This window comes from Amycolatopsis xylanica (genome assembly GCF_900107045.1).
Taxonomy (GTDB): domain Bacteria; phylum Actinomycetota; class Actinomycetes; order Mycobacteriales; family Pseudonocardiaceae; genus Amycolatopsis; species Amycolatopsis xylanica.
Genome location: NZ_FNON01000010.1, coordinates 203,339 through 229,180, shown reverse-complemented (window position 1 = coordinate 229,180; position 25,842 = coordinate 203,339). Strand labels below are relative to the sequence as shown.

The following is a 25,842-nucleotide window of genomic DNA, read 5'->3' as shown; positions in this document are numbered from 1 at the left end:
AATATTGTCCGATGAGAGTCGAGATCCAGGTGGTTCCTGGCGCCGTCGCGGGGCCATCCTCGTACCGGGTCGTACTCGGATGGTTCCGCGACGGCGCCAGGGGCCGCCTGGGCTCGGCTATCGCGGATAATATTCAAGAGACACGCCCCGGTGTCGGCGGCGAAGCACCGAGAGGAGTCTCACGTTGCAGCTCGCCGAGTTCAACGCCGCGGCCGACCCGCGTGCCGTGCTCACCGAGTGCCTGGCGGTGCCCCGCTGGGTGGACACGGTGCGGTCCGGTCGCCCGTACGCGGACCTCGAAGGCCTGCTCGCGGCCGCCGATCTGGTTCTCGAACCGGACGAGATCCGGGCCGCGATGGCCGCGCATCCCCGCATCGGCGAGAAGCCGAAGGGCGAGGGCACGGGTGCGGAGTGGTCACGCTCGGAGCAGTCCGGTGTGGACGGTTCGACCGCGGAGAAGTTCCTCGCGGCCAACGCCGAGTACGAGGCCCGCTTCGGGCACGTCTACCTGGTGTGCGCGAGCGGACGGAGCGGTGAAGAGCTGCTCGAGATCCTGCGCTCGCGGCTCGGCAACGACCCGGACACCGAGCTGCGCATCGCCGGCGAGGAGCTGGTGAAGATCGCGAAACTACGGCTGGCGAAGGCGGTCCGATGAGCCAGGTGACCACGCACGTGCTCGACACGGCCGAGGGACATCCCGCGCAAGGCGTCCCGGTGCGCCTCGAAGCCCATGACCTCGCGGGCTGGTCCGTGCTCGCCGAAGGCGTCACCGACGCCGACGGCCGGGTGCGTGACCTCGGCCCCGAGCGGCTCGACGCCGGTGTCTACCGGCTGATCTTCGACACCGGGTCCTACCTGGGGCCCGAGGCGTTCTTCCCGGAGATCACGGTCAGCTTCCGGATCGCCGACCCCGGCGCGCACCACCACGTGCCGGTGCTGCTCAGCCCGTTCTCCTATTCCACCTATCGAGGGAGCTGACGTGGGCATCACACTGGGCCCCAACCAGTACGGCAAGGCCGAGGTCCGGCTGGTCACGGTCACCCGCAGCGGGCCGGTGCACCATCTCAAGGACCTCACCGTGTCGACCTCGCTGCGCGGCGAGCTGGCGCGCACGCATCTGACCGGCGACAACTCCGACGTGCTGGCCACCGACACGCAGAAGAACACGGTCTACGCCTTCGCCAAGGAAAGCCCGGTCGGCGAGATCGAGGACTTCGCGCTGCGCCTCGGCACGCATTTCGTGCGCGGCCCGATCACCGGCGCGCGCATCCTGATCGAGGAGCACGGCTGGGACCGCATCCCGGTCGACGGCAAGGCCCACGACCACGCGTTCTCCCGCGCCGGCTCGGAGAAGCGGACGACCGCGGTCACCGTCCAGGGATCGGACTACTGGGTGGTGTCCGGGCTCGACGACCTGGTGCTGCTGAAGTCGACCGGCTCGGAGTTCCACGGTTTCCCCCGCGACGAGTACACGACGCTCGGCGAGACGACCGATCGGATTCTGGCGACCGCCGTGACCGCGCGCTGGCGGTACCAGGGCGGCGCGATCGACTGGGCGAAGAGCCACGCGGAGATCCGCCGGGTCCTGCTGGAGACGTTCGCGACCAAGCACAGTCTCTCGCTGCAGCAGACGTTGTACGCGATGGGCGAGGCCATCCTGCAGGCCAGGCCGGAGGTGGCCGAGGTCCGGCTTTCGTTGCCGAACAAGCACCACTTCCTGGTCGACCTCTCGCCGTTCGGCCTGACCAACGAGAACGAGGTCTTCTACGCGGCCGACCGGCCGTACGGCCTGATCGAGGGCACGGTCCTACGCGACGACGCGGAGGACCCGGGCCTCGCCTGGCACACGCTCCCGGCCTTCTGATGACCGCCGGGTACTCGGGCACCCCGCTGTTTAAGAAGCTGGGAGTCAAGGCGGAGCACCGGCTCGTCCTGCTGCACGCCCCTTCCGGCTGGGAGGTGCCCGAGCTACCCGACGGCGTACGCGTGCTCAGGCGCGGGATGGCCGGCGACGTGATCGTGGCGTTCTACAAGGAGCACAAGGCGCTTGTTAAGGACGCGCCGAAGTTCACGGCTTTGGCACCGGGGTGCGCGCTGTGGATCGCCTGGCCCCGGAAAGCGGGCGGCCACGTCAGCGACATCGCCGAGCAGGACCTGCGCGACCTGCTCCTGCCGACCGGCCTGGTCGACGTCAAGGTCGCCGCGCTCGACGACGACTGGTCCGGCCTGAAGTTCCTGTGGCGGAAGGGGTCGTGAGTGGTACGGCCGGTTCTAACCGGTCAAAACACTCACGACCCCAGCTCTGGATAGATCGCTCTATCATGTCGGTATGACCGGGACTCGTGAGCGCATCGTCAACGCCGGCGCGGAACTCTTCCGCCGCAACGGCTACACGGGCACGGGCGTCAAGCAGATCGTCGCCGAGGCAGGCGCGCCCTTCGGGTCGCTCTACCACTTCTTCCCCGGCGGGAAGGAGCAACTCGGCGAGGAGGTCATCCGCACCTCCGGGATGATGTACCTGCGGCTGTTCGAGATCTTCTTCGTCGACGGCGCCGAGCTCGTCCCCACGGTCGAAGCGATCTTCGAGAGCGCCGCCGAGACGCTGCGCGAGACCGGCTACGCCGACGCCTGCCCGATCGCGACGGTCGCGCTGGAAGTCGCCAGCACGAACGAGACACTGCGGATCGCGACCGCCGACGTCTTCACGGCCTGGATCGACCACGGCGCCGCGGGCCTGATCGCGAAGTTCGGCCTCGCGCCCGAGCGCGCGCGGGAACTGATCATCGCGATCATCACGAGCCTGGAAGGCGCCTTCGTGCTCAGCCGGGCCCTGCGCAGCACGGAACCGCTGAAAGTCGCGGGTGCGGCGGCGGCACACGCCGCCCGCGCGGCCCTGGTTCGTTAATAACGCTGCCTGAAATATAAGCGAAAATGTTTATCGACCGCTTATTTCGTGCTCGATAGAACTCTCGGGCGGCCCGATGGAGGCCACCGACGAGAGGACGGCACATGCGGCGAGCAGGGTTGATCGTGGCGGCGGCGATGGTGGCACTGGGCGGGCTGACGGGGACCGCGAGCGCTTCACCACCACCGCAGGCCAACATCATCGGCGGCACCGAGGTGCCGGACGGCAAGTACCCGTTCATGGCGTCGTTGCAGTACCAGGACGAAAAGGGGAACTGGGGCCACTTCTGCGGCGCCTCGCTCATCGACGCACGCGGGGTCCTGCTGACGGCCGGGCACTGCGGCCGCGTCGTCGAGCAGCTGAAGGTACGGGCGGTGGTCGGCCGGACGAAGCTTTCCGGTGAGGACGGGTACATCCGCGAGATCAGGGAGGTGAAGGTCCACAAGGACGCGGACGTGGCGCTGCTCTTCCTCGACGACGGGGTCGCCGACGTCGCGCCGATCCAGCTCGTCACCCCCGGCACCGACGCGCTGGAACGGCCGGGCAGGCCCGTGCTCACCACGGGCTGGGGCAGCACGGTGCTGGACCCCGCGGGCCCCGGTGGCGGCGGGCCGGGCAGCTACCAGCCCGACCGCCTGCGTGAGGTGACGGTGCCGGTCGTCTCGAACGACGAATGCGGGGTGTCGTACCCGGACTTGGACTTCAAGTACTCGATCTGCGCCGGGCGGCACGGCAAGGACGCGTGCCAGGGTGACAGCGGCGGGCCGTTGTTCGTGAAGGCGCCCTCCGGGCGGTTCGTCCAGCTGGGCGTGACCAGCGCGGGCTGGGGCTGCGGCGCGCTGGGCTACCCCGGCATCTACGCCAAGCTGAGCACCCAGGAGGTCGGCGACTGGATCGCGAACTTCGGCATGGACACCAAGTAGGTCGTGCGCGTTGCGGGCGGTTCTAACCGCCCGCAACGCGCACGAGCCCTTAAGTCCCCGTCAAATGCTCGGGCCGCACCGGAACCCGGGGCAGCGCCAGGCCCGTGGCCGCGCGGATGGCGGCCACGATCGCCGGGGTGGACGAGATCGTCGGGGGTTCGCCGACGCCGCGCAGGCCGTACGGCGCATGGGGATCCGCGCGTTCCAGCACGTCGATCGACATCGGGGGCATGTCGAGCACGGTCGGGATCAGGTAATCGGTGAAGGACGGGTTGCGGATCTTGCCGCCGTCGATCTGGATCTCCTCCATCACCGCCAGGCCGAGCCCCTGCGCCGAGCCGCCCTGGATCTGGCCGAGCACGGCCTGCGGGTTCATCGACTTGCCGACGTCCTGCGCGCAGTCCAAGGCCACGACCTTGACCAGGCCGAGCTCGGTGTCGACGTCCACGACCGCGCGGTGGGCGGCGAACGCGTACTGGACGTGCGCGTTGCCCTGGCCGGACTCCGGGTCGACCGCCTGGGTCGGGCGGTGCCGCCACTCGACCGTCTCGTCGAAGATCTCCGAGCCCACGACGTCCGCCAAGTCGGCCACAACACCTTGCGCGGTCACGATTTTGCCGCCCGCGACGCTCGCCCCCGACATGTCGAACCGGGCCGCGGCGTGCTTGAACAACCGGTCGCGCACGGCGAGGCAAGCCGCTTGGACCGCGCCGCCGGTCACGTAGGTCTGACGTGACGCCGACGTCGAGCCGCCGTTGCCGATCGAGGTGTCCATCGGCAGGATCGTCACCTGCTCGATGCCGAGCTCGGTGCGCACGATCTGCTGCATCACCGTGACCAGGCCCTGCCCGACCTCGCACGCCGCCGTGTGCACGGTCGCGGCGGGCTCGCCGCCGACGACCATCAGCCGCACGCGCGCGGTCGAGTAGTCGTCGAAGCCCTCGGAGAAGCAGACGTTCTTGATCCCGACCGCGTAGCCGACGCCGCGGACCACGCCTTCGCCGTGCGTCGTGTTGGACACGCCGCCGGGCAGCAGCCGCAGGTCGGAGCCGTCGTTGGCGGCGGGCATCGGCTTGGCGCGCACCAGTTCCAGCAGCTCGGCGACCGGGGCGGCCGAGTCGACGACCTGGCCGGTCGGCATCAGGCTGCCCTCGGCCATCGCGTTGCGCAGGCGGACCTCGACCGGGTCGAGACCGCAGGCCTCGGCGAGCTTGTCCATTTGGGACTCGTACGCGAAGCCCGCTTGCACCGCGCCGAATCCGCGCATCGCGCCACAGGGCGGGTTGTTGGTGTACGTGCCCCAGCAGTCGACGCTCACACTGTCCACATTGTACGGTCCGACGCCCAGCGTGGCCGCGTTCGCCACCACCGCGCCGGTCGACGACGCGTACGCGCCGCCGTCGAGGAACAGCCGCGCCTTGACGTAGACGAGCTTGCCGTCGCGATCCGCGCCGTGCTCGTAGTACATCTTCGCCGGATGCCGGTGCACGTGACCGTAGAAGGATTCTTCGCGGTTGTAGACCATCTTGACCGGCTTGCCGGTGTGCAGTGCCAGCAGGCACGCGTGCACTTGCATCGAGAGGTCTTCGCGCCCGCCGAACGCGCCGCCGACCCCGCCGAGCGTCAGCCGCACCTTCTCCACGGGCAACCCGAGCGCGGCGACGATCTGCTGCTGGTCGACGTGCAGCCATTGCGTGGCGACGTAAAGGTCGACGCCGCCCTCGGTGTCCGGCACCGCGAGCCCGGACTCCGGGCCGAGGAAGGCCTGGTCCTGCATGCCGACCTCGTACACGCCGGACACGACCACGTCGGCGTCGAACGAGGAGCCACGCCGGATCTTGACGTGCCGCACGACGTTGCCGCCCGCGTGCAGCCGCGCGCCCTCGCCGGCGACGGCGGCCTCGGAGTCGGTGACCGGCTCCAGCACCTCGTACGTCACCGCGATCCGCTGCAACGCCCGCCGCGCGGTCTCCGGGTGATCGGCCGCGACGATCGCGACCGGCTCGCCCTGGTACCGCACGACCTCGTCGGCGAGCACCGGCTGGTCGGCGTGCTCAAGCCCGTACCGGTTGACGCCGGGCACGTCGTCCTGCGTCAGCACCGCGTACACCCCTTGCACCGCAAGGGCTTGCGCGATGTCGATCGAGACGATCCGCGCGTACGGGTGCGGGCTGCGCAGCGTCGCTCCCCACAGCATGTCCTCATGCCAAAGGTCTGACGCGTACGCGAACTCGCCCCGCACCTTGACGATCCCGTCGGGCCGCTGCGGGCTGGCGCCGACTCCATTCGGCGTCTCGGTCGACGTAGCAGTCGACGTGGTCATCTGTCCTCCCGCAGTTTCGCACTGGCCACCGACAGTTCGGCGGCGATCGCGGACTCGTCGGCCCCGCGCAGCCCGCCATCGGACACCACGACATCGCCGCCGACGTACAGCCTGGCCAGCGGCGGCGTCGCGCCGAGCACGAGCGCGGCGACCGGGTCGGTGATCCCGGCGTAGAGCAGGCCACGCAGATCCCACACCGCGAGGTCGGCGAGCTTGCCCGCCTCGATCGAGCCGATCTCCCCGGCGCGCCCCAGGCAGCGCGCGCCGCCCATGGTGCCCATCCACAGCGCTTCCCGCGTGGTCAGCGCACGCGGGCCGCCGCGTTGCCGGGCTTGCAGCAACGCCTGGTGCAGCTCCTCGCCGAGCCCGCCGGACTCGTTGGACGCGGCGCCGTCGGCACCGAGCCCGACCGGCACGCCCGCGTCGAGCAGCTCACGCACCGGCGCGATGCCGCAGCCGATGCGGCCGTTGGACGTCGGGCAGTGCCCGGCGCCGGTGCCGGTCGCGCCGAGCCGCCGGATGGCCGGCGGCGCGAGGTGGACGGTGTGCGCGAGCCAGACGTCGTCACCGAGCCAGCCGAGCTTGTCGGCGTATTCGGCGGGCGTGCAGCCCTGCTCTTCCAGGCATTGCCGCTCCTCGTCGAGCGTCTCCGCGAGGTGCGTGTGCAGGCGGACTCCCTTGCGCCGCGCCAACTCCGCGGCCCCGGTCATCAGCTCGGAGCTGACCGAGAACGGCGAACACGGCCCGACCGCGATCTGCACGCGCGCGTTGGGCCCGGCGTCGTGATACCGGTCGATCGCCGCCTCGGTGCCGAGCAGCGCGCCCTCGGTCGTCTCGACCAGGTTGTCCGGCGGCAGGCCGCCGTCGGACTCGCCGCGGTCCATCGAGCCGCGCACGACGTGCAGCCGCACGCCGATCCGGTCACGCGCGCCGACCAGCGCCTCGACCTGGTCCCCGCCGCCACGCGGGAAGACGTAGTGATGGTCGGCGACGGTCGTGCAGCCGGTCAGCGCGAGCCGCGCCATCCCGGCGGTCGCGGCCGCGTGCGTGATGCCCGCGTCGAGCCCGCGCCAGATCGGGTACAGCTCGACCAGCCACTCGAACAGCGTGTGGTCGGCGGCGAGCCCGCGCGTCGCCCACTGGTAGAGGTGGTGATGCGTGTTGACGAGCCCCGGCGTGACCAGGCACCCCCGCCCGTCGACGCGCTCGTCGTACTCCCCCGCCGGCGCTTCGCCCGCACCGACGGCCGTGATCAGCTCATCCTCGATGACGACGTAGCCGGTGAACTCGTCGCCGTCGGAGTTGACGGTGGCGATGGCCGCGTTCTCGATGACCGTCCTCATTTGGCACCGCGAACCGCGTCGAGGATCTTCTCGTAACCGGTGCAGCGGCAGAGGTTCCCGGCGAGTGCCTCGCGGATCTCCTCGTCGCTGGGATCGGGCACGCGCCGGAGCAGGTCATGCGCGGCGACGACCAGGCCAGGCGTGCAGAAGCCACATTGGACGGCCCCGTGGTCCACAAAGGACTGCTGGATCGGATCGAGCTGGTCGCCGTCGGCGAGGCCTTCGACCGTGCGCACCTCGCGGCCTTCGACCTGACCGGCCGCGACCAGGCACGCGCACACCGGCACGTCATCGAGGTAGACCGTGCACGAGCCGCATTCCCCCTGTTCACAAGCATTCTTGGAGCCGGGGAGACCGAGCCGCTCGCGCAGCACGTAAAGCAGGCTCTCGCCTTCCCAGACGTCATCCGCCTGGCGGGCTTCGCCGTTGACAGTCACGTTCACGCGCACGAGCGCTCGACCCCCTGGTACTCGTTCCATGCCCATGTCAAAGTGCGGCGCGCCATCACGGCCAGCGCGTGTTTGCGGTAGGCCGCGCTGCCGCGGACGTCGTCGATCGGCGAGGCCGCCTGCGCGACCAGGTCGCCGAAGCGGCGCTTGACCGAGTCGGCGATCGGCGCGCGCGTGTCCCACGGCGCCTCGGCCGCGAGGTATTCCTCGGCCTCGCGAGCGCGTCGTGGCGTCGGCGCGGCCGACCCGACGGCCGCCCCGATCTCCGCCCGTTCGGGCCGTAAGGCGAGCGCGAACGAGCAGACCGCGATGACCATCGCGTTGCGCGTCCCGACCTTGGCGAACTGCTGCGGGCCAGCCGACGCCGGCAGGTGCACGGCGGTGATCAGCTCGTCGGGCTCGAGCGCGTTGCGCTTGACGCCGAGGTAGAACTCGTCGGCGGGGATCCGGCGCGAGCCGCGCACGGAGGCGACCTCGACCTCGCCGCCGAGCGCCAGCAGCACGGGATGGGTGTCACCGGCGGGCGACGCGGCGCCGAGGTTGCCGCCGACCGTGCCCCGGTTGCGGATCTGCGGTGAGCCGACCGTGCGCGACGCCATCGCCAGCGCGGGCAGCGCTTCGCCCAGCTCAGCGATGACGCGGACGTACGGGACGCCGGCGCCGAGCCGGACCTGACCGTCCGAAGTGGACCACTCGGCGAGCTCGCCGATACCGGTCAGGTCGAGCAGCGCGGCCGGCCGCCGGTGGTCGAAGTTCAGCTCGACCATCACATCCGTGCCGCCGGCGATGGGCACCGCGTCGGTGCGCTCGGCTTTGAGCTCGAGCGCCTCACGCAGTGTCGCGGGTCGCAGGAAATCCAACTCTGGCTCCTCCCAGGTGATGCCTCAGTACACACACTTATGGCCTAGTCGGCAACGGCGTGCGAGCACCAAACGGCGGCTTCGCGGGCATCACCCGTTGTGCTTTCCTACAAAGGCCATGACGACTGTGAAGACTCTGCTGGACATCCCCGCGTTACGCCTGCGGGTCCGGGCGGGCGGCGATCTCCTCGACCGGGCCGTGACCAGGATCTACGGCACCGAACTCGCCGATCCCGGCCGCTACGTGTCGGCGGGCGAGTTCGTGCTCAGCGGCCTGCTCTGGTGGAAAGGACCAGGCGACGCCGAGCCGTTCGTCGCCGCGCTGGCCAAGGCGGGCGCCGCCGCGCTCGCCGCGTCCGGCGCGGACACCGGCGGCATCCCCGGCGACCTGATCGAGGCCTGCGACCGGCATCGCATCCCGCTTCTGGAAGCACCTGCCGACCTGTCGTTCGCGGTGATCACCGAGCGCGTGGTCCTCGCGCTGGCCGCCGGTTCGCAGAGCGCGCGCAAACGTCTGCTCTCGGTCGCGGCCGAGGACGCCTCGCTCGACGCGCTGGTCGAGCACGGCTCGGCTGAGCTGGGCGCGCCGTGCTGGGTCCTGTCCGCGACCGGCCGCGTCGTCGCCGGCTCCGGCGACCTTCCGCCGGTGAGCACGCTGGTGCAGCGGTTCGTCGCCGCGCGCGGGCTGCCCACCCATGTCGACGACTACGAGCTGACCCCGATCGGTGGCCGCCACGCGGTCCCGTGGCTGCTGGCCGTGCGCCGCGATCTGGTGCCCGCCGCCCACGACGTGATCGACGAGCTGGCCGGCCTGATCGGCCTCGCCCGCTCCCGCGACGACGAGGTCCGCCGCGTCTCCGACCGCATCGCGGAGCCGTTGATCGAGCTGCTGGCCGGCAGCGGCGACCCGGCGGGCGCGTTCGGATCCAGCGGCCTCTCCGGCCACATCCGGGTGCTGGTCGCCCGCACCCCCGACGCCCGCGAGGGCCGCGGCCTGCTCGCCGATCTGCTCGCGGATCATCCAGGCCGGGTGCTGCTCGGTGAATCCGACGAAGACGCGTACGCCCTGATCGAGGATCACCCGGCCTGGCCTGGCGATTGGGCATCGACGGCCAGGCGGTCTCTGTCCACTGTGGAGCCGCTGCTCCTGGCGTCGCGGGTGCTGATCGGCATCGGCGGCCCGGCCCCGCTTTCGGCGCTGCGCGGCGCGAGCGAGGAAGCCAGGCACGCGGTCACGGCGGCCAGCCTGCGGCCGGGCGTGGTCGAGGTGGTCGCGGGCGAGCAGGTCGGCATGCACCGGCTCCTGCTGGCGGGCGCGCCCGACGAGCTGCGCTCGGCGTTGCGGCAGCGTGTGCTCGGTCCCTTGCTCGACTACGACGCCGAGCAGCACGGCGACCTCGTGCACACGATCCGCGTCTATCTGGAGTGCTCGAGTTCGCCCGCCCGCGCGGCCAAGGCGCTCCACGTGCACGTCAACACCCTGCGCTACCGCGTCGCGAAGGCTTCCGAGCTGCTCGGCGTCGACCTGACCGAGTTCACGCAGCAGGTCGACGTCTACCTCGCACTCAAGGCCGAGTCTTAGCCCGAATGGCCTAATTTTCGTGGTCGAGGCAACCGGTGGCACCCTATCGAGCGTGCACAGGCCGAACTCGCACACTTTCTTTGGGGAGAAACAGTGAAAAGACTGCTGGGCGCGCTGGCGCTCGCATCGGCCGTCTCGGCGACGGCCCTCGGATCAGCGCAGGCGGCGCCCCAGGCGCCGAAGCTCGCCTCGGCGGTCCTGATCCACAACGCGGCCACGGGGATGTGCGTCGACCTGCCGGAGTTCGGTCCCGGTGAGCCCGACGGGCCGGTCAACCAGTGGTACTGCAGGCCGACCAACGACAACCAGTACTTCATGATCCAGCAGTCCGGGACGAACGCGGCGGGCACGCCGTTCTACCGGTTCGTCAACACCTCCGACGGCCTCTGCCTCGACCTGCCGTACTACGACTCGGCGCCGGCGGGCACCGAGGTCAGCGAGTACTACTGCCGGTCGAACGACAACCAGGACTGGTACCTGGAGCCGCGGCCCAACGACACCTACTTCATCCGCAACGTCAAGGCCGACCAGTGCCTCGACGTCCCGGGCTACGCCGACGGCGGCCCGGACGCGCGCCTGGGCATCTACCCCTGCCGCGAGAACGACGACCACGAGTGGTGGTTCGGCTGATCAAGCCCGCGAGGTGCTCGGAGCCGCCTCGGCGATTCCGAGCACCGCACGCATGCGGTCCTGGTCGAGCTGCTTCTCGGACTTGGCGACCACGAACGTCGCCACGCAGTTGCCCAGCAGGTTGACGAAGACCCGCATCGAGTCCATCAGCCGGTCCGCGCCCAGCAGCAGCGCGACACCCGCGACCGGGAACGCGCCGATCGCCGCGGCCGTCGCGGACAGCGCGAGGAACGACGAACCCGGCACGCCCGCCATGCCCTTCGAGGTCAGCATCAGGATGCCGATCGCGACCAGCTGCTGCCCTAGCGACATGTCGACACCGAACGCCTGGGCCAGGAACACCGTGCAGATCGACAGGTAGATCGTCGCGCCGTCGAGGTTGAACGAGTAGCCGGTCGGCACGACCAGCCCGGTCGCCGCGCGCGAGCAGCCTGCCTCGGTCAGCTTCGCCATGATCCGCGGCAGCACCGATTCCGTCGACGCGGTTCCGAGCGCGAGCAGGAACTCCTCACGCGCGAACCGGATGAAGCGCCAGATCGGCACCCCCGCGTAGACCCGCGCGATCACCGCCAGGATGAGCGCGAACAGGACCGCCGCGCCGTAGCAAGCCGCGATGAGCTTGGCGTAGGTGCCGAGCGTGCCGAGGCCGTACTGGCCGATGATGAACGCCATCGCGCCGAACGCGCCCAGCGGCGCGACCCGCATGACCCAGCCCATCACCTTGAAGATCACCTGCTGCAGCTGCTCGACGAAGCCGAGCACCAGCGGCGCCTTCTCCTTGCCGATCGCCGCCAGCGCGACCCCGAACAGCACCGCGAAGAACAGCACCTGCAGCAGGCTGTTGGTGGCGAACGCGTTGACCACGCTGTCCGGGATCGTGTGGAGCAGGAAGTCCCCGATGGACGGCAGCTGCCCGCCCTTGGTCTGCGCGGCCACGCCTTTCGGGTCGAGCGTGGCCGGATCGATGTCCAGCCCGGCGCCGGGCTGGAAGACGTTGGCGACCAGCAGGCCGAACAACAGCGCGAACGTCGTGACGATCTCGAAGTAGAGGATCGCCTTGAAGCCGATCCGGCCGACCGCCTTGATGTCCCCGACCGCGGCGATCCCGGTGACCACCACGCAGAACACCAGTGGCGCGATGATCATCTTGATCAGCCGGATGAACCCGTCCCCGATCGGTTTCAGATGCCCGGCGACCTCCGGCCAGAAGTGCCCGACGAGCACCCCGGCCACGACCGCCACCAGCAACTGCGCGAACAAGGACCTGGTCCACCGAAACGACATGCCGGGAACCTAGGCGGTGGATATTCCGATCTTGTTAACCGGCGAGCATGTCTTCGGTGACCACCCAGAGCCGCTCGGCGGCCTCGGGGTCGAGCGCGTAGGCGGCGACGCCACGCGGCGAACCCGGCTGGTTCGGCTCGGCCTCGTTGCAGTCCTCGAAGTACTTGCCGCCGACGCCGTCCAGCAGCGGCGAGGTCGCCAGCAGCACCGACGTCGCGGCGCCCTGCTCGGTCGTCTTCCACGGCCGCAGCTCGCTACCGGCGGCCGCGCGCAGCCGCGCGATCTCCTCGGGGTCGACGTGGCGCTGCAGCGCGGTCTGGATCGAGCCCGGCATCAAGGCGTTGACGGTGATGCCGTCGTCGGCCCAGCGCCGCGTCGCCTCGACGGCGAACAGCACATTCGCGGTCTTGGATTGCCCGTACGCCGACCAGGCCTCGTACTCGCGATCGCGGAAGTGGATGTCGTCGAACACGATGCCCGACCGCAGGTGCGCGCTCGAGCTGACCGAGACGACACGGGCGCCGTCCGCGGCGGCGAGCGCCCGGTGCAGTCCCTTGGCCAGCGTGAAGTGACCGAGGTGGTTCGTGGCGAACTGCAGTTCCCAGCCTTCCGGCGTGCGGGTCTCGGGCGTCGCCATCACGCCCGCGTTGTTGACGAGGATGTCCAGCGGCCCGTCCCAGGCGGCGGTGAACGCGGCGACGGACGCCTGGTCGCCGAGGTCGAGGTGCGCGACCAGCACGCCCTTGCCGATCTCGTCGGCGACGCGGTTGCCCGCCTCGAGATTGCGCACGGCCAGCGTGACTTCGGCTCCCGCGCCGGCGAGCGCACGCGCGGTCTCGACGCCGATCCCCGACGCCCCGCCGGTCACGATCGCCCGGCGCCCGGTGAGGTCGATGCCCTCGATGACCTCCGCGGCGGTCGACGCGTAGCCGAAGTTGGTGCTCAGAGTCATGACGGTTCCTATCCGGTAAGCTAAGCGGAGGTTCCTCCGTTACGTTCTCCACGATAACCGGAGGAGCCTCCGTTTAGCAACCTCGGGAGGACATCCGTGCGTGCCGACGCCCAGCGCAACCGCGACCGCCTGGTCGAGACCGCGGCGCGCGCGTTCGCGGACGACGACCCGGACGTGACCCTCGACGCCATCGCGAAAGCGGCGGGCGTCGGCATCGGCACGCTCTACCGCCACTTCCCCACCCGCGAGGCGTTGGTCGAAGCGGCCTACCGGAGTGAACTCGCGAAACTGTGCGACGCCGTGCCCGGCCTGCTCGAGAACATGGCCCCCGACAAGGCGATGCGCGAGTGGATGGATCGGTTCTTCGACTACATGGCCACCAAGCGCGTCATGGGCGACGCACTGCGCGCGGTCGTCGCGTCGGGCGGCAACCCGTTCTCGGAGAGCCGGGACAAGCTCACGGCCGCGATCGCGACCCTGCTGCGCGCGAGCGCCGGGAAGCTTCGCCAAGACGTCGACCCGGGCGACGTTCTCGTTGGCATGGCCGGGATTTCCCTCACTTCAGCGGAACCCGACCGGTCGCGGCGCGCGCTCGACCTGCTGATGGACGGACTTCGCTACCGGGTTTGACCGTCAGTGCCACGATGGCCCTATGCGGTTGCCGGTCGGCGAAGACGAAATCCTGCTGGCGGAGTCCTTGCGGGTCGGCTTGCCCGGGGAGACTTACGCCGTCGACCTCGTCCATTCCGGCACCGACGGGCTGTGGCTCGCCACCGAGCACCGGTACACCGCGACCGTGCTGGACATCATGCTGCCGAGCCTCAACGGATATCGGGTATGTCAGCGGCTGCGCGCCGTCGGTCGAGATGAGCCCGGCGACACGTAGGTCCCAGGCAGCAGCGAGGGGGCGCCACCACGGCACCCCCTTTGATCTTCCACGGAACCGGATGGAACGGCGATGGAACGCCCTAAGGATGACTCGTTCATCCGAAGGGAGACCGATCGTGAAAAGACTCGCGGTGTTCGCGGCACTGACCATGGCTTCGGCAGTGCTGCCGCCGGGAGCGGCGCACGCGGCCAAGGGCGGTGGTGTCGCGCAGGTAGCCGACACCCAGCTTCGCTACGAGGCCGCGGCGGGTGACGTCAACCAGGTGGCCATCACGCAGGTCGGCAAGACGCTGATCGTCGACGACGTGGTGCCAATCCTCCCCGGCCCCGGCTGCGCGTTCCTGAGCCCGAACGACACCACCATCGTCGGCTGCGCCGCGTCCAAGGTCAGCGCGATCGTCGTTTCACTCGGCGACCTCGACGACAATGCGGAGAACCTGACCGCGCTCCCGTCACTGCTGCAGGGCGACGACGGCAATGACGTGCTCAGCGGCGGCAGCGCCTTGGACTCGCTGTTCGGCGGTCCCGGCGCCGACCACCTTTCGGGGAACGAAGGCAACGACAAGCTTGTCGGCGGCGACGGGAACGACACGCTCGACGGCGGACCGGGAAACAACCGTCTCGACGGCGGCGCGGGCAAGGACTTCTGCGCCAACGGCCCGTCCTTCTTCAACTGCAATCCCTAGCGGTCTGATGAAATGACCGGATGAGCGACGAGAGGAAGCCCGGCCAGGTGCTGTCGACCAGAACGATCGCGGTCTGCTCGATAGGCTTGATGGCGCTCGCGGCCGGGCTCGCCTGGTTGCTTCTGTGGCAGTATGGGGATGGCAGCGCCGCGAACAACGCACGGCTGGACGGGATCCGGACAGTGGGCACAATCGTGCTCGGCGCTGGCGGCGCGATCGCACTGTTGCTCGCCGCGCGACGTCAGCAGACCGCGGAACGCGATCTGGAAGAGAAGCGCCGCGACCTCGCGCACAAGGAACGCGTCCAGCAGCACACCGAGCTGATCGCAGCGGAGAATATGGCGCACCAGCAACGGGTCGCGGCCGCGAGCGAAGTGGACGCCGAGGCACGCCGAATCACCGACCTTTATACGAAAGCGGTCGAACAGCTTGGATCGGAGAAGGCGCCGGTCCGGCTGGGCGGGCTCTACGCGCTAGAACGCCTTGCGCAGGACAACGAGTCTCAGCGGCAGACCATCGTCAACGTGTTGTGCGCTTACCTGCGAATGCCTTACGACCCGGCCGACAAGAACCTCGAAAATGTTCAAGAACAGAAGGTCAGGCTTACCGCACAAAACATCCTCACCGACCACCTCTCCAACTACACGCAACCCGTTGCGGCAACGTTCTGGCAAGACATCGATCTCAACCTGGTCGAAGCCACGCTCGTAGATTTCAATCTCAGATCCGGTCGAATCAGGTCAGGAGATTTCAGGAACGCGAGATTTATCAAGCATACAGTATTCGATGGCGCAGCATTCACCGGTGACGCCCAATTCACCGAAGCCGAATTCTCAGGAATATCCTATGTTAGCGGAGTGACGTTCACTCAAGCCGCCATTTTTAGTGACGCCACCTTTTTCGAAGACGTTGAATTCATCAGAACCAGGTTTTTGGGTGATTCGAGTTTCCATGGAGCGCTTTTCTCCAAGGGAGTCGTCGTGCCCAACAACAGTACGCACGTCTACATGTTTGAAAATGCATGGATTCGCATGGCCCCGCGGGAGCAAAGGTTACTGCCGCCCAGCCTGAAACCGTCATCACAACCCGGCATGCCACGACCAGACATCGAGGGCGACTGGCGGCAGTTGCAGGACACCACTCGCCGGCCAGTGGGCGAGTCGTGAGTATTGCGGGCGGTTTCTAATGACCGAAAAGCCAAACGTGTTGTGCGAGTGGAAGCTTTGCCGCGTGAGACGCGGCAAAGCTTCCACTCGCTCGCAACAGGCCGAGGTCGTCGTGAGGTCGTGGACGAGAGGTTCCCCTGCCGCGCCCAACGCAGCAGGGGAAACCCTCATTCAGGCGCGAAAGGGCACGCGCGAGTGGTAACTCTGCTCCGTTGGACGCAGCAGAGTTACCACTCGCAGCCCGTCCAAGCCTCGCAACGTGAAGACCCTCGGCAACCTGGCCTGAGCACGCCACATGCACCCTTCCCCTCAATAACCGGCCGGAACACTCCCGACCCAACTTCCTCGGCCTCGCTAGGAACCGGACTCGAACACAGGATGTTGTGGCGGCGAGCAGGTTTTGCGGCATTGAACGACCCATTTCCCACTACCAGGCTCACGCAACCGATCGAGGGGGCTGCCCCTTGCCACATGCCGGAACGACGACGGCGTTTGAGTCGTGAGTGTTCCGGCCGGTTCTAACCGGCCAAAACACTCACGACCCATCCGGGTCATGGCCTAGACCACAGGCACCACCCGATCAGGCGATGCGCGCACCACTCGGATCGCGGTAAAAGTGGCATATGACAACAGCCACTGTTCGCAGGCTCCAAGTCGGCCAAGTACTCCGCACACTCCGCGAATCCGCCGGGTTCGGGCTGGACCAGGCCGGGAAGATCATCGGCAAGAGCGCCAGCTCGATGAGCCGGATCGAACGCGGGATCACCGGCCTGCCACCGCATTCGCTCAAGAAGATCACCGTCTCACTCGGGGCGGCCGCCTGCCAGGACGTCGATGTCGAGTGGGTGCTCGAACTCGGCCGGGGCAGCCAGGAACGCGGGCGCTGGTCCGGGTACCGGCGCGTCTACGACAAGCATGCCCGGATGGCGATCGACCTCGAGGAGGACTCGTCCATGGTCAAAACCTATTGCCACGAAAGGATTCCCGACCTGTTGCAGGAGGAGGGCTACCTGCGCGCCCAGCTGCCGAAGGAGACCGCCGACGATGTCGTCGAGGCGCGGCTGGAGCGGCAATGGATCCTCAGCAAGAAGGACCCGGCCGAGCTGCACTTCGTGCTGTCCGAGTCGTCGCTGCGGCGGATGGTCGGCGATCGGGACGTGATGCGGGCGCAGCTGGCCCATCTCGCGAGGATCATGCTGTTCGACCATGTCCAGGTTCAGGTGCTGCCCTTCCGCGCCCGCACCGCGCCGAGGGCGAGCTACGACTTCCAGCTGTTCCGCATCCCGTCGCCCGCGCCCGCCGGGCCGCTGCGGTACGTCTACCGGGAGAGCTACACGGATGGCCATTACCTGGACGAACGGCCGCATCTCGACGCGTACGCCGACCTGTGGCGGCGGTTGACGGCCGCCGCGCTCGGACCGGAGGACTCGCGGGACTTCGTGCTCAGAGTGGCGGGCGAATACCTGTGAGAACGCCGAACCTATACTCGCCGGATGCCAGAGGGAGCCGCTGATCATGGGTAAGAAGAACCGGCAGCGGCAAGCCGCGAAACAGAAAACCCAGCCGAAGCAGTCCGGTTTCTGGACCGCGCAGCAGCAGCCGTCCGCCGACGACATCGGCAACGTGATCATCACGGCCGCGGCGGACACGGTGCGCGGCAACGCCGGCGCCGCCAAAGCATGCGCGAACGAGCTGGCACGCACCGACGAGCTGGCTCCGTTGCTGCAACGGGCCGCGGGCCTCGCGAGCCAGCACATCATCACGCGGGTGTTCCGCAACGGCTGGCTGCCCGCCGACATCCACGAGGCCGCTCGCCGCAACGTCGACCAGTTCGCGGGCGCCTACCTGCTGGATGTGATCGCCGAGTACCTGCTGCCGTTCGCGCCCGCCACGGTGGACGAGACCTGGCGTCAGCAGGTCGGCGAACTCGGCATCGTCGCCTGGTGGTCGCGGTCGGAACCGCATCTCGGGCAGTGGGCCGCGAAACACATCCTCACCGCGGTGGAAACGCTGACCACCGTGGTCGAGGCGCTCGCGTTGCTGATCAGCCTGCCCCGGCTCGAACTGATCCGCCCGTTGCCGGGCACCGCCGTCCCGCGTGCGCCCAAACACCACAACGTGGACGAGAAGATGCTCGGCCGGGTGCGGGCGCTGCTCGCGAAGGCCGAGTCGACCGGGTTCCCCGAAGAGGCGGAGGCGTTGTCCGCCAAGGCACAGGAGCTCATGACCCGGCACGCGCTCGACCGCGTGCTCGTCGAAGCGGACACCGCCGCCGAGGATCTCCCCGGCGCGCGCAGGCTCTGGCTGGACACGCCGTACGTCGACGCGAAAGCGTTGCTGGCCGACGTGGTCGCCCGCGCGAACCGGTGCAAGGTGATCTTCTCGGCGTGGGGGTTCGTCACGATCGTCGGTGACGAGAACGACCTGGACGCCGTCGAGCTGCTGACGACCTCGTTGCTGGTACAGGCCACGCGGGCGATGGTCGCGAGCGGGAAGCAGAGCTCTTCCCGGTCGCGGTCGTACCGGCAGTCGTTCCTGGTCGCGTACGCCACGCGGATCGGGGAACGGCTGGAGAAGGCGACCGAAACGACGATCGCCGAATCCGCTGACGCTGAACGGCTTTTGCCGGTGCTCGCCTCGCATCAGGCCAAAGTTGACAAAGTATTCGACACACTTTTTCCCACTGTCCGAGGCAAAAACGTCTCCTTCAGCAACGGTGAGGGCTGGCACGCAGGCCGCGCCGCCGCCGACCGCGCACAGCTCGACACCCGTCGTCCGTTACGTCAGCGCAACACCGGTGGGCCACCATAGGCGGATGAACTTGCGACGGGTGCGGGTCGGGTGCGAGTTCGACTATCTGGCGGAGATCGCCACGCCGACGGTGTTCCAGACCTTCCCGCTCAAGGAAGCGCCGGTCACGGTGCTGCACGAGCAGCACTCGGTGGAACCCGAGGCGGGCAGCCACGCCTACACCGACCTCTACGGCAATTCCTGCCTGCGCCTGATCCTGCCGCCGGGAAAGTCCACTTTCCGCTATGAGGCGCTGGTGGAGGTGCCCGACGCGACCGAGGACTTTCACGACGACGCGCCCGAGCAACCACCCGCGGACCTGCCGGACGAGGTGCTGGTCTATACCTTGCCCAGCCGCTACTGCCTGCCGGACATGCTCGGCAACGAAGCCTGGTCGCGCTTCGGCACCATGGCCCCCGGATACCGGCGGGTCCAGGCCATCTGCGATCACGTCAACAAGCACCTCGAGTTCCGGTACGGCAGCACCACCGCGACCTCGACGGCGGCCGACGTCAACACCTCCGGGTTCGGCGTCTGCCGTGACTTCACGCATCTGGCGATCTCGTTCTGCCGCTCGCTGAACATCCCGGCGCGGTACGTGTTCGGCTACCTGCCGGACATGGACGTCGAGCCGGACCCGGCGCCGATGGACTTCGCCGCCTGGATGGAGGTCTGGCTCGGCGGGAAATGGTGGACCTTCGACCCGCGCAACAACCGGCGCCGCAAAGGCCGCGTCGTCATCGGCCGCGGCAGGGACGCCTCGGACGTGGCGATGGCGACGACCTTCGGCGGGCCGGTGCTCCAGTCGATGGTGGTGGTGGCCGAGGAGGCGCCATGACGTTCGACGCGCCCTTCCTCGACCACCACGAGCACGACCTCGACGCGGCGGATCGGATCACCTACCGGATCGAGCAGAGCTTCCGGTACGACTACGACTCCCCCGTCGAGTCGGTGCGGCAGCGCCTGGTCGTCGTCCCGCCCGCCAGGCACGGCGACGTGCATCGGCGCGCGCATCGCGTCGAGGTGACCGGCGCCGAATCGCTGCGCCGGGTGCGGCAGGACGTCGCGGGCAACACGATCGTCCGGGTGCGAGCGCCGCGCGTCGAAAGCAGTGTCGAGTTCCGGGTCTCCGCCGTGCTGGAACGGGTGCGGGGCGACGGGCCGCCCGCGTTGCCGTCGTCCGCGCTGACGGATCCGCGCCTGTTGCGCACCACCCGGCTCACCGCCGCCGACGACCGGCTCCGCGACCTCGCCGCCGACCTCACGCGCGACGGCGCTCGCGGCCTCGAGCTGGCCGACCGCATCTGCGTGCGGGTGCACGCGCTGATCGCCTACGAGTACGGCGTGACGACCGTGCGGACCACGGCCGCCGAGGCGCTGGCCGCCGGGCGTGGCGTCTGCCAGGACACGGCCCATCTGATGCTCGCGCTGTGCCACCTCGCCGGGCTGCCTGCGCGGTACGTGTCCGGCCATCTGCTTGGGCAGGGTGGCACCCACGCCTGGGTGGAGGTGCTCGTGCCCGACCGCGACCAGGCGGTGGCCGTCGCTTTCGACCCCTGCCACGGAAGGCGAGCGCACGCGGGCTATGTCACGGTCGCGACGGGACGCGATTATGCCGACGTGGCACCGACTTCCGGCTCCTACGTCGGTGCGCCGGGCGGGCGGCTGACCACCAGCCGCCACGTGGGCGTGATCGCGCTCGCGGCTTAGAGCAGGCGGCGCGCGTACCGGTCCAGCGTCACGCGGTCAAACGGTGACTCGCTCTCGTCGAGCGCGCCACAATCCAAGCCCCGCAACAGATACGTCGCGAGTGCCTGCGCGGTGGCCGGTTCGTCGAGAATTCCGCTCGAGGCCCGATCCGCGTAAGCCGTCAGGCGTTCGGAAGCCACGGGAGAACCTTCGCGGAAGAACGCATACGTCGCGGCGAAGCGCGTCGGCAGCTGGTGCGGGTGCAGGTCCCAGCCCTGGTAGAAACCCCGTTCCAGCGAACGCCGCACCAAGCGCAGATGTTCTTGCCAGGCGGGCAGCACCTGGTCGCCGATCGGCAGCTTGTTCGTCGAGCCGTCGGACAGCCGCACCCCGGTTCCCGCCGCCGCGACCTGCATGAACTGCTTCGCGAAATCGGCGGCCGGATGTTCCATGCTCTGGTACTCGGCGCTGATGCCGAGCCCGGCGCTGTAGTCGTAGGTGCCGTAGTGCAGGCCGGAGCACCGGCCACCGGCGGCCTGGATGACCCGCGCCACCGAGACGGTCCCGTCGGTGCCCAGAATAGACTGCGACGTCTCGATCTGGACCTCGAAGCGCAACTCGCCCTCGGGCAGGCCGTACGCGGATTCCAAGCGCCCCAACACTTCCGCGCAGGCTGCGACCTGCTCGACCGCGGTCACCTTCGGCAGCGTGACGACGAACCCTTGCGGCAGCGGGCCACTTTCGAGCAGGCCCGAGAGGAAGAGGTCCAGCGTGCGGATGCCCCGGCGGCGGGTCGCCTGCTCGAAGCTCTTGAACCGGATGCCGACGAACGGCGTCCCGCCGGTGACGGCCAGCGTGCGGCCCGCCGCGACGGCGTCCTTGTCCTCGGCGTCGTCGCCCGGCTTGCCATAGCCGTCCTCGAAGTCGATCCGCAGATCCTCGATCGGCTCCATCAGCAGTTTCGTGCGCACCCGCTCGAACACCGCTTCGTCGAGCCCGAGTGCTTCGCCCTGCTCCATGAACACGCGCATCGCCTGCTTGCCCCAGTCCGCGACCAGGCGCGTCCGGTACTGCGAAGCGGGCACGTACACGGTGTGCACGGGCTGGCGGCCGGACGGCTCGCCGGGGTACCGCGCCGCCACCCGCGCGTCCGCCTCGGCCAGGCGGGCGTCGGCGGCGGCGTAGACATCTTCAGCGAGCCGTCCGTCCATGGGTCTTACTTGATCCGTTCGTAAGCGGGGAGGGTCAGGAAGTCGGGGAACTCCTCGGCCAGCGCGACCTGCTCGAACAGCTCGACCGCCGGGTCCAGCAGCTCCGGGGCGATCTGCGTCGCGAGATCGGCGCGGACCTCGTCGAGCACACTACGCACCAGGGGCTCGGTGACCACATCGCCGGTGTCGAGCTTGACGCCGTTGCGCACCCACTGCCAGATCTGCGAGCGCGAGATCTCGGCGGTGGCCGCGTCCTCCATCAGGTTGTGGATGGCGGCGGCGCCGTTGCCGGACAGCCACGAGGCGATGTAGCGGATGCCGACGTCCACCGCCGCGCGCAGCCCGGCCGCGGTCGCGCCGCCCTCGGTGGAGGCCACGTCGAGCAGCTGGTCGGCGGTGACGCTGACCTCGTCGCGCGTGCGGTCGAGCTGGTTCGGCTTGTCGCCGAGCACCTTGTCGAACTCTTCGCGGCAGATGTCGACCATGCCGGGATGCGCGACCCACGAGCCGTCGAACCCGTCGCCCGCCTCGCGGCTCTTGTCGCCCCGCACCTTGTCCAGCGCGGCCGCGGTGACCTCTGGGTCGTTGCGGTTCGGGATGAACGCGGCCATGCCGCCGATCGCGAACGCGCCGCGCTTGTGGCAGGTGCGCACCAGCAGCTCGGTGTACGCGCGCATGAACGGCGCGGTCATGGTCACCGAGTTGCGGTCCGGCAGCACGAACTTCTCGCCGGCGTCACGGAAGTACTTGATCATGCTGAACAGGTAGTCCCAGCGCCCGGCGTTGAGCCCCGACGCGTGCTCACGCAGTTCGTAGAGGATCTCCTCCATCTCGAACGCGGCCGGGATCGTCTCGATCAGCACGGTCGCGCGGAGGGTGCCGTGCTCGACGCCGAGCGTCTTCTCGGCGTGGGTGAACACGTCGTTCCACAGCCGCGCCTCGAGGTGGCTTTCCATCTTCGGCAGGTAGAAGTACGGGCCGCTGCCGCGGTGGAGCAGTTCCTTCGCGTTGTGGAAGAAGTGCAGGCCGAAGTCGACCAGCGCGCCGACCGCCTTGCGCCCGCCGAAGACCAGGTTCCGCTCGTCGAGGTGCCAGCCACGCGGGCGGACCACGATGGTGGCGTGCTCGACGTCGTCGCGGAGCGCGTAGCTCTTGCCGCCGCTTTCCAGCGTGATGGTGCCGCGGATGGCGTCGTAGAGGTTGACCTGGCCGGACACGACGTTCGCCCAGTGCGGGGTGTTGGCGTCTTCGAGGTCGGCGAGCCAGACCTTGGCGCCGGAGTTCAGCGCGTTGATGGTCATCTTGCGGTCGGTCGGCCCGGTGATCTCGACACGGCGGTCCCGCAGCCGTGGCGGCGCCTCGGCGACGCGCCAGTCACCCTCGCGGACCTCGCGCGTCTCGGGCAGGAAGTCCAGCTTGCCGGTGCGCTTCGCCTCCTCGCGGCGCTTGCCACGCGCCACCAGCAGCTCATCGCGCCGCGCCGCGAAGGCATCGTGCAGACCGGCGAGGAAGTCGAGCGCTTCCGGCGTCAGGATCTCGTCGCCACGGTCGACGGATTCTCCGAGCACCTGGACTTCAGACATGCGAAACACCTCAAAGGACTCTCGTAGGTTTCTACATGCCAGACTATAGTTTCCGCATGGCGGAGAAGTCGAGTGGTGTGCAATCGCTGGAGCGAACCTTCTCGCTGCTCGAACGACTGGCCGACGCGGGCGGCGAAGCCAGCATTTCCGAGCTGGCGGCCCTGTCCGGGCTCCCGATGCCGACCATCCACCGCCTCATCCGCACACTCGTCAGCCTCGGATATGTGCGCCAGAACACCAACCGCCGCTACGCGCTGGGCGCCCGCCTCATCCGACTGGGCGAGCACGCGAGCATGCAGTTCGGCACGGCCGCGCGCCCCCTCTTGGCGGAACTGGTCGAGGAAGTCGGCGAAACCGCCAACCTGGCGGTGCTGGAGCGTGACGAGGTCGTCTACGTCGCCCAGGTGCCGTCGAAGCATTCGATGCGGATGTTCACCGAGGTCGGCCGCCGCGTGCTGCCGCACGGCACGGGCGTCGGCAAGGCGATCCTCGCCCAGATGCCGGTCGAGGACGTGCGCGAGCTGCTCAAGCGCACGGGCATGCCGCCGTACACGGAGCACACCTTCACGGACGCGGACGCTTTGATCGAGCACCTGGCTTTGGTCCGCGAGCAGGGTTACGCGGTCGATGAGAACGAGCAGGAGATCGGGGTGCGCTGCGTGGCCGTGGCGATCCCAGGCGCTCCGACGCCCGCCGCGGTCTCGGTTTCAGGACCTTCGGGACGACTCACCTTGGAAGCGGTGGCTCGCATCGCCCCAGCCGTGAGGCGCGCCGCAAACGCGTTAACCAGTGGGCTTAGCCACTAGACACCCTGCGTAGTGGCCCGACGACCGGGTCGATACACTTCTGGACGTGGCAAGCAACGAAGAACTGGAAGCAAGAATGAGCAGCGTCGAAGGTGAGGTGACCAGCCTGCGGAGAGAGTCGGCCACTGCCCGGAAGGACGCCGCGGCAGCGCGGGTACTGGCTGGCGCAGCCGACCGGGATGTATCCGAATTCAGGCAGATCTTGACCGGGCACACCGGCGTACTGAACGCGCTGCGGGAAACACAGATCGAGCATGGCCAGCGACTCGGCAAGGTCGAAGTCCGACTTGACCGACTGGAAACCAAGGTCGACGAAGGGTTCACCAAGTTAAACCTGGGCATGGTCCAGATCGGTGCCCAGCTTCAGACCCTGCTCGACAGGGAATAGCCCAAAACGACAGATGCCCCCTTGGGAACGTAGAAGGTTCCCAACGGGGCATTTGTCATCTTAGCGGCTTAGCCGAGCAGGGCGTCCACGAAGGCCCCCGGCTCGAACGGCGCCAGGTCATCAGGACCCTCACCCAGGCCGACCAGCTTCACCGGCACCCCGAGCTCACGCTGCACCTGGAACACGATCCCGCCCTTCGCGGTCCCGTCCAGCTTCGTCAGCACGATGCCCGTCACGTCGATGACCTCGGAGAACACCCGCGCCTGCATCAGCCCGTTCTGGCCGGTGGTCGCGTCGAGCACGAGCAGGACCTCGTCGACCTTCGCGAGCTTCTCGACGACGCGCTTGACCTTGCCGAGCTCGTCCATCAGGCCGGTCTTGGTGTGCAGGCGGCCCGCGGTGTCGATGAGCACCGTGTCGACGCTCTGGTCGATGCCGCGCTTGACCGCGTCGAACGCCACGGCGGCCGGGTCGGCGCCTTCCTTGCCGCGGACGACCTCGGCGCCGACGCGCTCGGCCCAGGTCTGGAGCTGGTCTGCGGCGGCGGCGCGGAAGGTGTCGGCCGCGCCGAGCACGACCGTGTTGCCCTGGGCGACGAGCACCCGGCCGAGCTTGCCGGTGGTCGTGGTCTTGCCGGTGCCGTTGACGCCGGCGACCAGCACCACGGCGGGCTGCTTCTGGCCGTCGACCACGTGCGGGAGCGCGCGGACGGCGCGGTCGCGCTCGGTCGAGAGCGTGGAGGTGAGGACCTCGTGCAGGACGGCGCGGGCGTCTTCGGAGGTGCGGACGGCGCGGCGGGAAAGCTCGTCGCGCAGCCTCGCGACGATCTCGCCGGTCAGCGCGGCGCCGAGGTCCGCGACGAGGAGGGTGTCTTCGACCTCCTGCCAGGAGTCTTCGTCGAGGTCACCGGCGCCGAGCAGGCCGAGGAGGCCCTGGCCGAACATCGAACGGGACTTGGACAGGCGGCCGCGCAGGCGCTCCATGCGGCCGGTCGCGGGCTCGATCTCTTCGACGGGCGCGGCAGGCTCGGCCTCGGGGAGCACGACGTCGACGACCGTGCGCTGCGGCGAGTCCCTCGGGACGGCCGCGTCGTCGCCGACGGCGGGCTGGCCGTCGGTCTCGGGGCGGTCCTCGACCGGGTGGGCCTCGCCGCCGGGAGCCAGCGCGATCCCGCCGCCGGTCTGGTAACCACCGCCCTTGGGTTTCCGCTCGACCTCGGTGGCGGCCTTGCTGTCCAGGCTGATGCGGCGCTTGCGCGCGATGATCAGCCCCGACACCAGTGCGACGACCAGCGCGAGTACGACTACGACGACGATCCAGAACCAGGGCGCGTTTGACACGGCCGCCATCTTCGCAGGTGCCCGGGCACCTGCGCGCACCCACC

The 25,842-nt window shown here is 69.0% G+C and carries 27 protein-coding genes; 18 read left to right on the top strand and 9 right to left on the bottom strand.

Annotated features, from left to right (window positions below):
- The first annotated feature begins 184 nt into the window (after positions 1-184).
- The 6 genes from uraD to BLV57_RS36150 all read left to right on the top strand — a co-directional run bounded on the left by uraD (position 185) and on the right by BLV57_RS36150 (position 3,828).
- On the top strand, positions 185-655 hold the full coding sequence (gene uraD, locus BLV57_RS36175; RefSeq protein WP_091297344.1) for a 2-oxo-4-hydroxy-4-carboxy-5-ureidoimidazoline decarboxylase: 471 nt from the start codon (positions 185-187) through the stop codon (positions 653-655).
- The gene (gene uraH, locus BLV57_RS36170) at positions 652-978 is read left to right on the top strand and encodes a hydroxyisourate hydrolase (protein ID WP_091297343.1); all 327 of its coding nucleotides are present in this window, start codon (positions 652-654) and stop codon (positions 976-978) included. Before uraD ends, uraH begins: the two co-directional genes overlap by 4 nt.
- A gap of 1 nt (position 979) precedes the next feature.
- Positions 980-1,864 carry a factor-independent urate hydroxylase gene (gene pucL / locus BLV57_RS36165; protein WP_091297340.1) on the top strand — a complete coding sequence of 295 codons (885 nt, stop codon included), beginning with the start codon at positions 980-982 and terminating at the stop codon, positions 1,862-1,864.
- On the top strand, positions 1,864-2,256 hold the full coding sequence (locus BLV57_RS36160) for a DUF3052 domain-containing protein (protein WP_091297337.1): 393 nt from the start codon (positions 1,864-1,866) through the stop codon (positions 2,254-2,256). Before pucL ends, BLV57_RS36160 begins: the two co-directional genes overlap by 1 nt.
- Before the next feature lie 73 nt (positions 2,257-2,329).
- The gene (locus BLV57_RS36155; protein ID WP_091297335.1) at positions 2,330-2,905 is read left to right on the top strand and encodes a TetR/AcrR family transcriptional regulator; all 576 of its coding nucleotides are present in this window, start codon (positions 2,330-2,332) and stop codon (positions 2,903-2,905) included.
- A 104-nt stretch (positions 2,906-3,009) separates the two neighbouring features.
- Positions 3,010-3,828 carry a S1 family peptidase gene (locus BLV57_RS36150; protein ID WP_091297332.1) on the top strand — a complete coding sequence of 273 codons (819 nt, stop codon included), beginning with the start codon at positions 3,010-3,012 and terminating at the stop codon, positions 3,826-3,828.
- A 49-nt stretch (positions 3,829-3,877) separates the two neighbouring features.
- Here BLV57_RS36150 and pucD read toward each other — a convergent pair whose 3' ends face one another.
- From pucD to BLV57_RS36130, 4 genes are read right to left on the bottom strand one after another with little or no spacing between them, the layout of a single operon-like run.
- Positions 3,878-6,151 (bottom strand): xanthine dehydrogenase subunit D, encoded by a 2,274-nt coding sequence (gene pucD / locus BLV57_RS36145; RefSeq protein ID WP_091297329.1) that lies wholly within the window; start codon positions 6,149-6,151, stop codon positions 3,878-3,880.
- A complete protein-coding gene (locus BLV57_RS36140; RefSeq protein WP_091297327.1) occupies positions 6,148-7,494 on the bottom strand; it encodes an 8-oxoguanine deaminase in 1,347 nt (448 codons plus the stop codon). The genes pucD and BLV57_RS36140 overlap by 4 nt, the downstream gene beginning before the upstream one ends.
- Complete coding sequence (locus BLV57_RS36135) at positions 7,491-7,943, bottom strand: (2Fe-2S)-binding protein (protein WP_091297326.1); 453 nt, start codon at positions 7,941-7,943, stop codon at positions 7,491-7,493. The genes BLV57_RS36140 and BLV57_RS36135 overlap by 4 nt, the downstream gene beginning before the upstream one ends.
- A complete protein-coding gene (locus BLV57_RS36130) occupies positions 7,934-8,803 on the bottom strand; it encodes an FAD binding domain-containing protein (protein ID WP_091297323.1) in 870 nt (289 codons plus the stop codon). Before BLV57_RS36130 ends, BLV57_RS36135 begins: the two co-directional genes overlap by 10 nt.
- Before the next feature lie 118 nt (positions 8,804-8,921).
- Between BLV57_RS36130 and BLV57_RS36125 the strand changes: the two genes are divergently transcribed.
- Both BLV57_RS36125 and BLV57_RS36120 read left to right on the top strand, forming a co-directional pair.
- On the top strand, positions 8,922-10,385 hold the full coding sequence (locus tag BLV57_RS36125) for a helix-turn-helix domain-containing protein (protein ID WP_091297320.1): 1,464 nt from the start codon (positions 8,922-8,924) through the stop codon (positions 10,383-10,385).
- 93 nt (positions 10,386-10,478) lie between these two features.
- Positions 10,479-11,015 carry an RICIN domain-containing protein gene (locus BLV57_RS36120; RefSeq protein WP_091297317.1) on the top strand — a complete coding sequence of 179 codons (537 nt, stop codon included), beginning with the start codon at positions 10,479-10,481 and terminating at the stop codon, positions 11,013-11,015.
- Here the strand turns inward: BLV57_RS36120 and dctA are convergent, their stop codons facing one another.
- Together dctA and BLV57_RS36110 are read right to left on the bottom strand one after the other, a co-directional pair.
- On the bottom strand, positions 11,016-12,299 hold the full coding sequence (dctA, locus tag BLV57_RS36115) for a C4-dicarboxylate transporter DctA (RefSeq protein ID WP_091297315.1): 1,284 nt from the start codon (positions 12,297-12,299) through the stop codon (positions 11,016-11,018).
- A gap of 34 nt (positions 12,300-12,333) precedes the next feature.
- The gene (locus BLV57_RS36110; RefSeq protein ID WP_091297313.1) at positions 12,334-13,251 is read right to left on the bottom strand and encodes an SDR family NAD(P)-dependent oxidoreductase; all 918 of its coding nucleotides are present in this window, start codon (positions 13,249-13,251) and stop codon (positions 12,334-12,336) included.
- 96 nt (positions 13,252-13,347) lie between these two features.
- Here BLV57_RS36110 and BLV57_RS36105 point away from each other — a divergent pair, with 96 nt between their 5' ends.
- From BLV57_RS36105 to BLV57_RS36070, 8 genes are all read left to right on the top strand, one after another.
- A complete protein-coding gene (locus tag BLV57_RS36105; protein WP_091297311.1) occupies positions 13,348-13,881 on the top strand; it encodes a TetR/AcrR family transcriptional regulator in 534 nt (177 codons plus the stop codon).
- Positions 13,882-13,903: 22 nt separating this feature from the next.
- Positions 13,904-14,137, top strand: a complete 234-nt coding sequence (locus BLV57_RS36100) for a response regulator (protein ID WP_091297308.1) — start codon at positions 13,904-13,906, stop codon at positions 14,135-14,137.
- 118 nt (positions 14,138-14,255) lie between these two features.
- Entirely contained in the window at positions 14,256-14,825 is a 570-nt protein-coding gene (locus BLV57_RS36095) for a calcium-binding protein (protein WP_218134950.1), read from the top strand.
- Positions 14,826-14,845: 20 nt separating this feature from the next.
- Positions 14,846-15,991, top strand: coding sequence for a pentapeptide repeat-containing protein (locus tag BLV57_RS36090; protein ID WP_091297304.1), 1,146 nt, complete (start codon positions 14,846-14,848; stop codon positions 15,989-15,991).
- 623 nt (positions 15,992-16,614) lie between these two features.
- Positions 16,615-17,460, top strand: a complete 846-nt coding sequence (locus BLV57_RS36085) for a helix-turn-helix domain-containing protein (protein WP_091297301.1) — start codon at positions 16,615-16,617, stop codon at positions 17,458-17,460.
- A 46-nt stretch (positions 17,461-17,506) separates the two neighbouring features.
- Complete coding sequence (locus BLV57_RS36080) at positions 17,507-18,802, top strand: DUF2786 domain-containing protein (RefSeq protein ID WP_091297298.1); 1,296 nt, start codon at positions 17,507-17,509, stop codon at positions 18,800-18,802.
- Between the two features lie 4 nt (positions 18,803-18,806).
- Positions 18,807-19,619, top strand: coding sequence for a transglutaminase-like domain-containing protein (locus tag BLV57_RS36075; RefSeq protein ID WP_091297296.1), 813 nt, complete (start codon positions 18,807-18,809; stop codon positions 19,617-19,619).
- Positions 19,616-20,491, top strand: a complete 876-nt coding sequence (locus tag BLV57_RS36070; RefSeq protein WP_091297294.1) for a transglutaminase family protein — start codon at positions 19,616-19,618, stop codon at positions 20,489-20,491. Before BLV57_RS36075 ends, BLV57_RS36070 begins: the two co-directional genes overlap by 4 nt.
- Here BLV57_RS36070 and BLV57_RS36065 read toward each other — a convergent pair.
- Positions 20,488-21,681: a DUF6986 family protein gene (locus BLV57_RS36065; RefSeq protein ID WP_091297293.1), complete on the bottom strand. Its 1,194-nt coding sequence runs from the start codon at positions 21,679-21,681 to the stop codon at positions 20,488-20,490. The two genes, BLV57_RS36070 and BLV57_RS36065, sit on opposite strands and share 4 nt — an antisense overlap.
- A gap of 5 nt (positions 21,682-21,686) precedes the next feature.
- On the bottom strand, positions 21,687-23,264 hold the full coding sequence (aceB, locus tag BLV57_RS36060) for a malate synthase A (protein WP_091297291.1): 1,578 nt from the start codon (positions 23,262-23,264) through the stop codon (positions 21,687-21,689).
- 56 nt (positions 23,265-23,320) lie between these two features.
- Here aceB and BLV57_RS36055 point away from each other — a divergent pair, with 56 nt between their 5' ends.
- Both BLV57_RS36055 and BLV57_RS36050 read left to right on the top strand, forming a co-directional pair.
- Positions 23,321-24,070, top strand: coding sequence for an IclR family transcriptional regulator (locus BLV57_RS36055; RefSeq protein WP_091297289.1), 750 nt, complete (start codon positions 23,321-23,323; stop codon positions 24,068-24,070).
- Positions 24,071-24,116: 46 nt separating this feature from the next.
- Complete coding sequence (locus BLV57_RS36050) at positions 24,117-24,458, top strand: hypothetical protein (RefSeq protein WP_091297287.1); 342 nt, start codon at positions 24,117-24,119, stop codon at positions 24,456-24,458.
- A gap of 68 nt (positions 24,459-24,526) precedes the next feature.
- On the opposite strand, the gene ftsY is transcribed toward BLV57_RS36050, so the two are convergent.
- Positions 24,527-25,798 (bottom strand): signal recognition particle-docking protein FtsY, encoded by a 1,272-nt coding sequence (gene ftsY / locus BLV57_RS36045; protein ID WP_245757655.1) that lies wholly within the window; start codon positions 25,796-25,798, stop codon positions 24,527-24,529.
- Between the last annotated feature and the right edge of the window lie 44 nt (positions 25,799-25,842).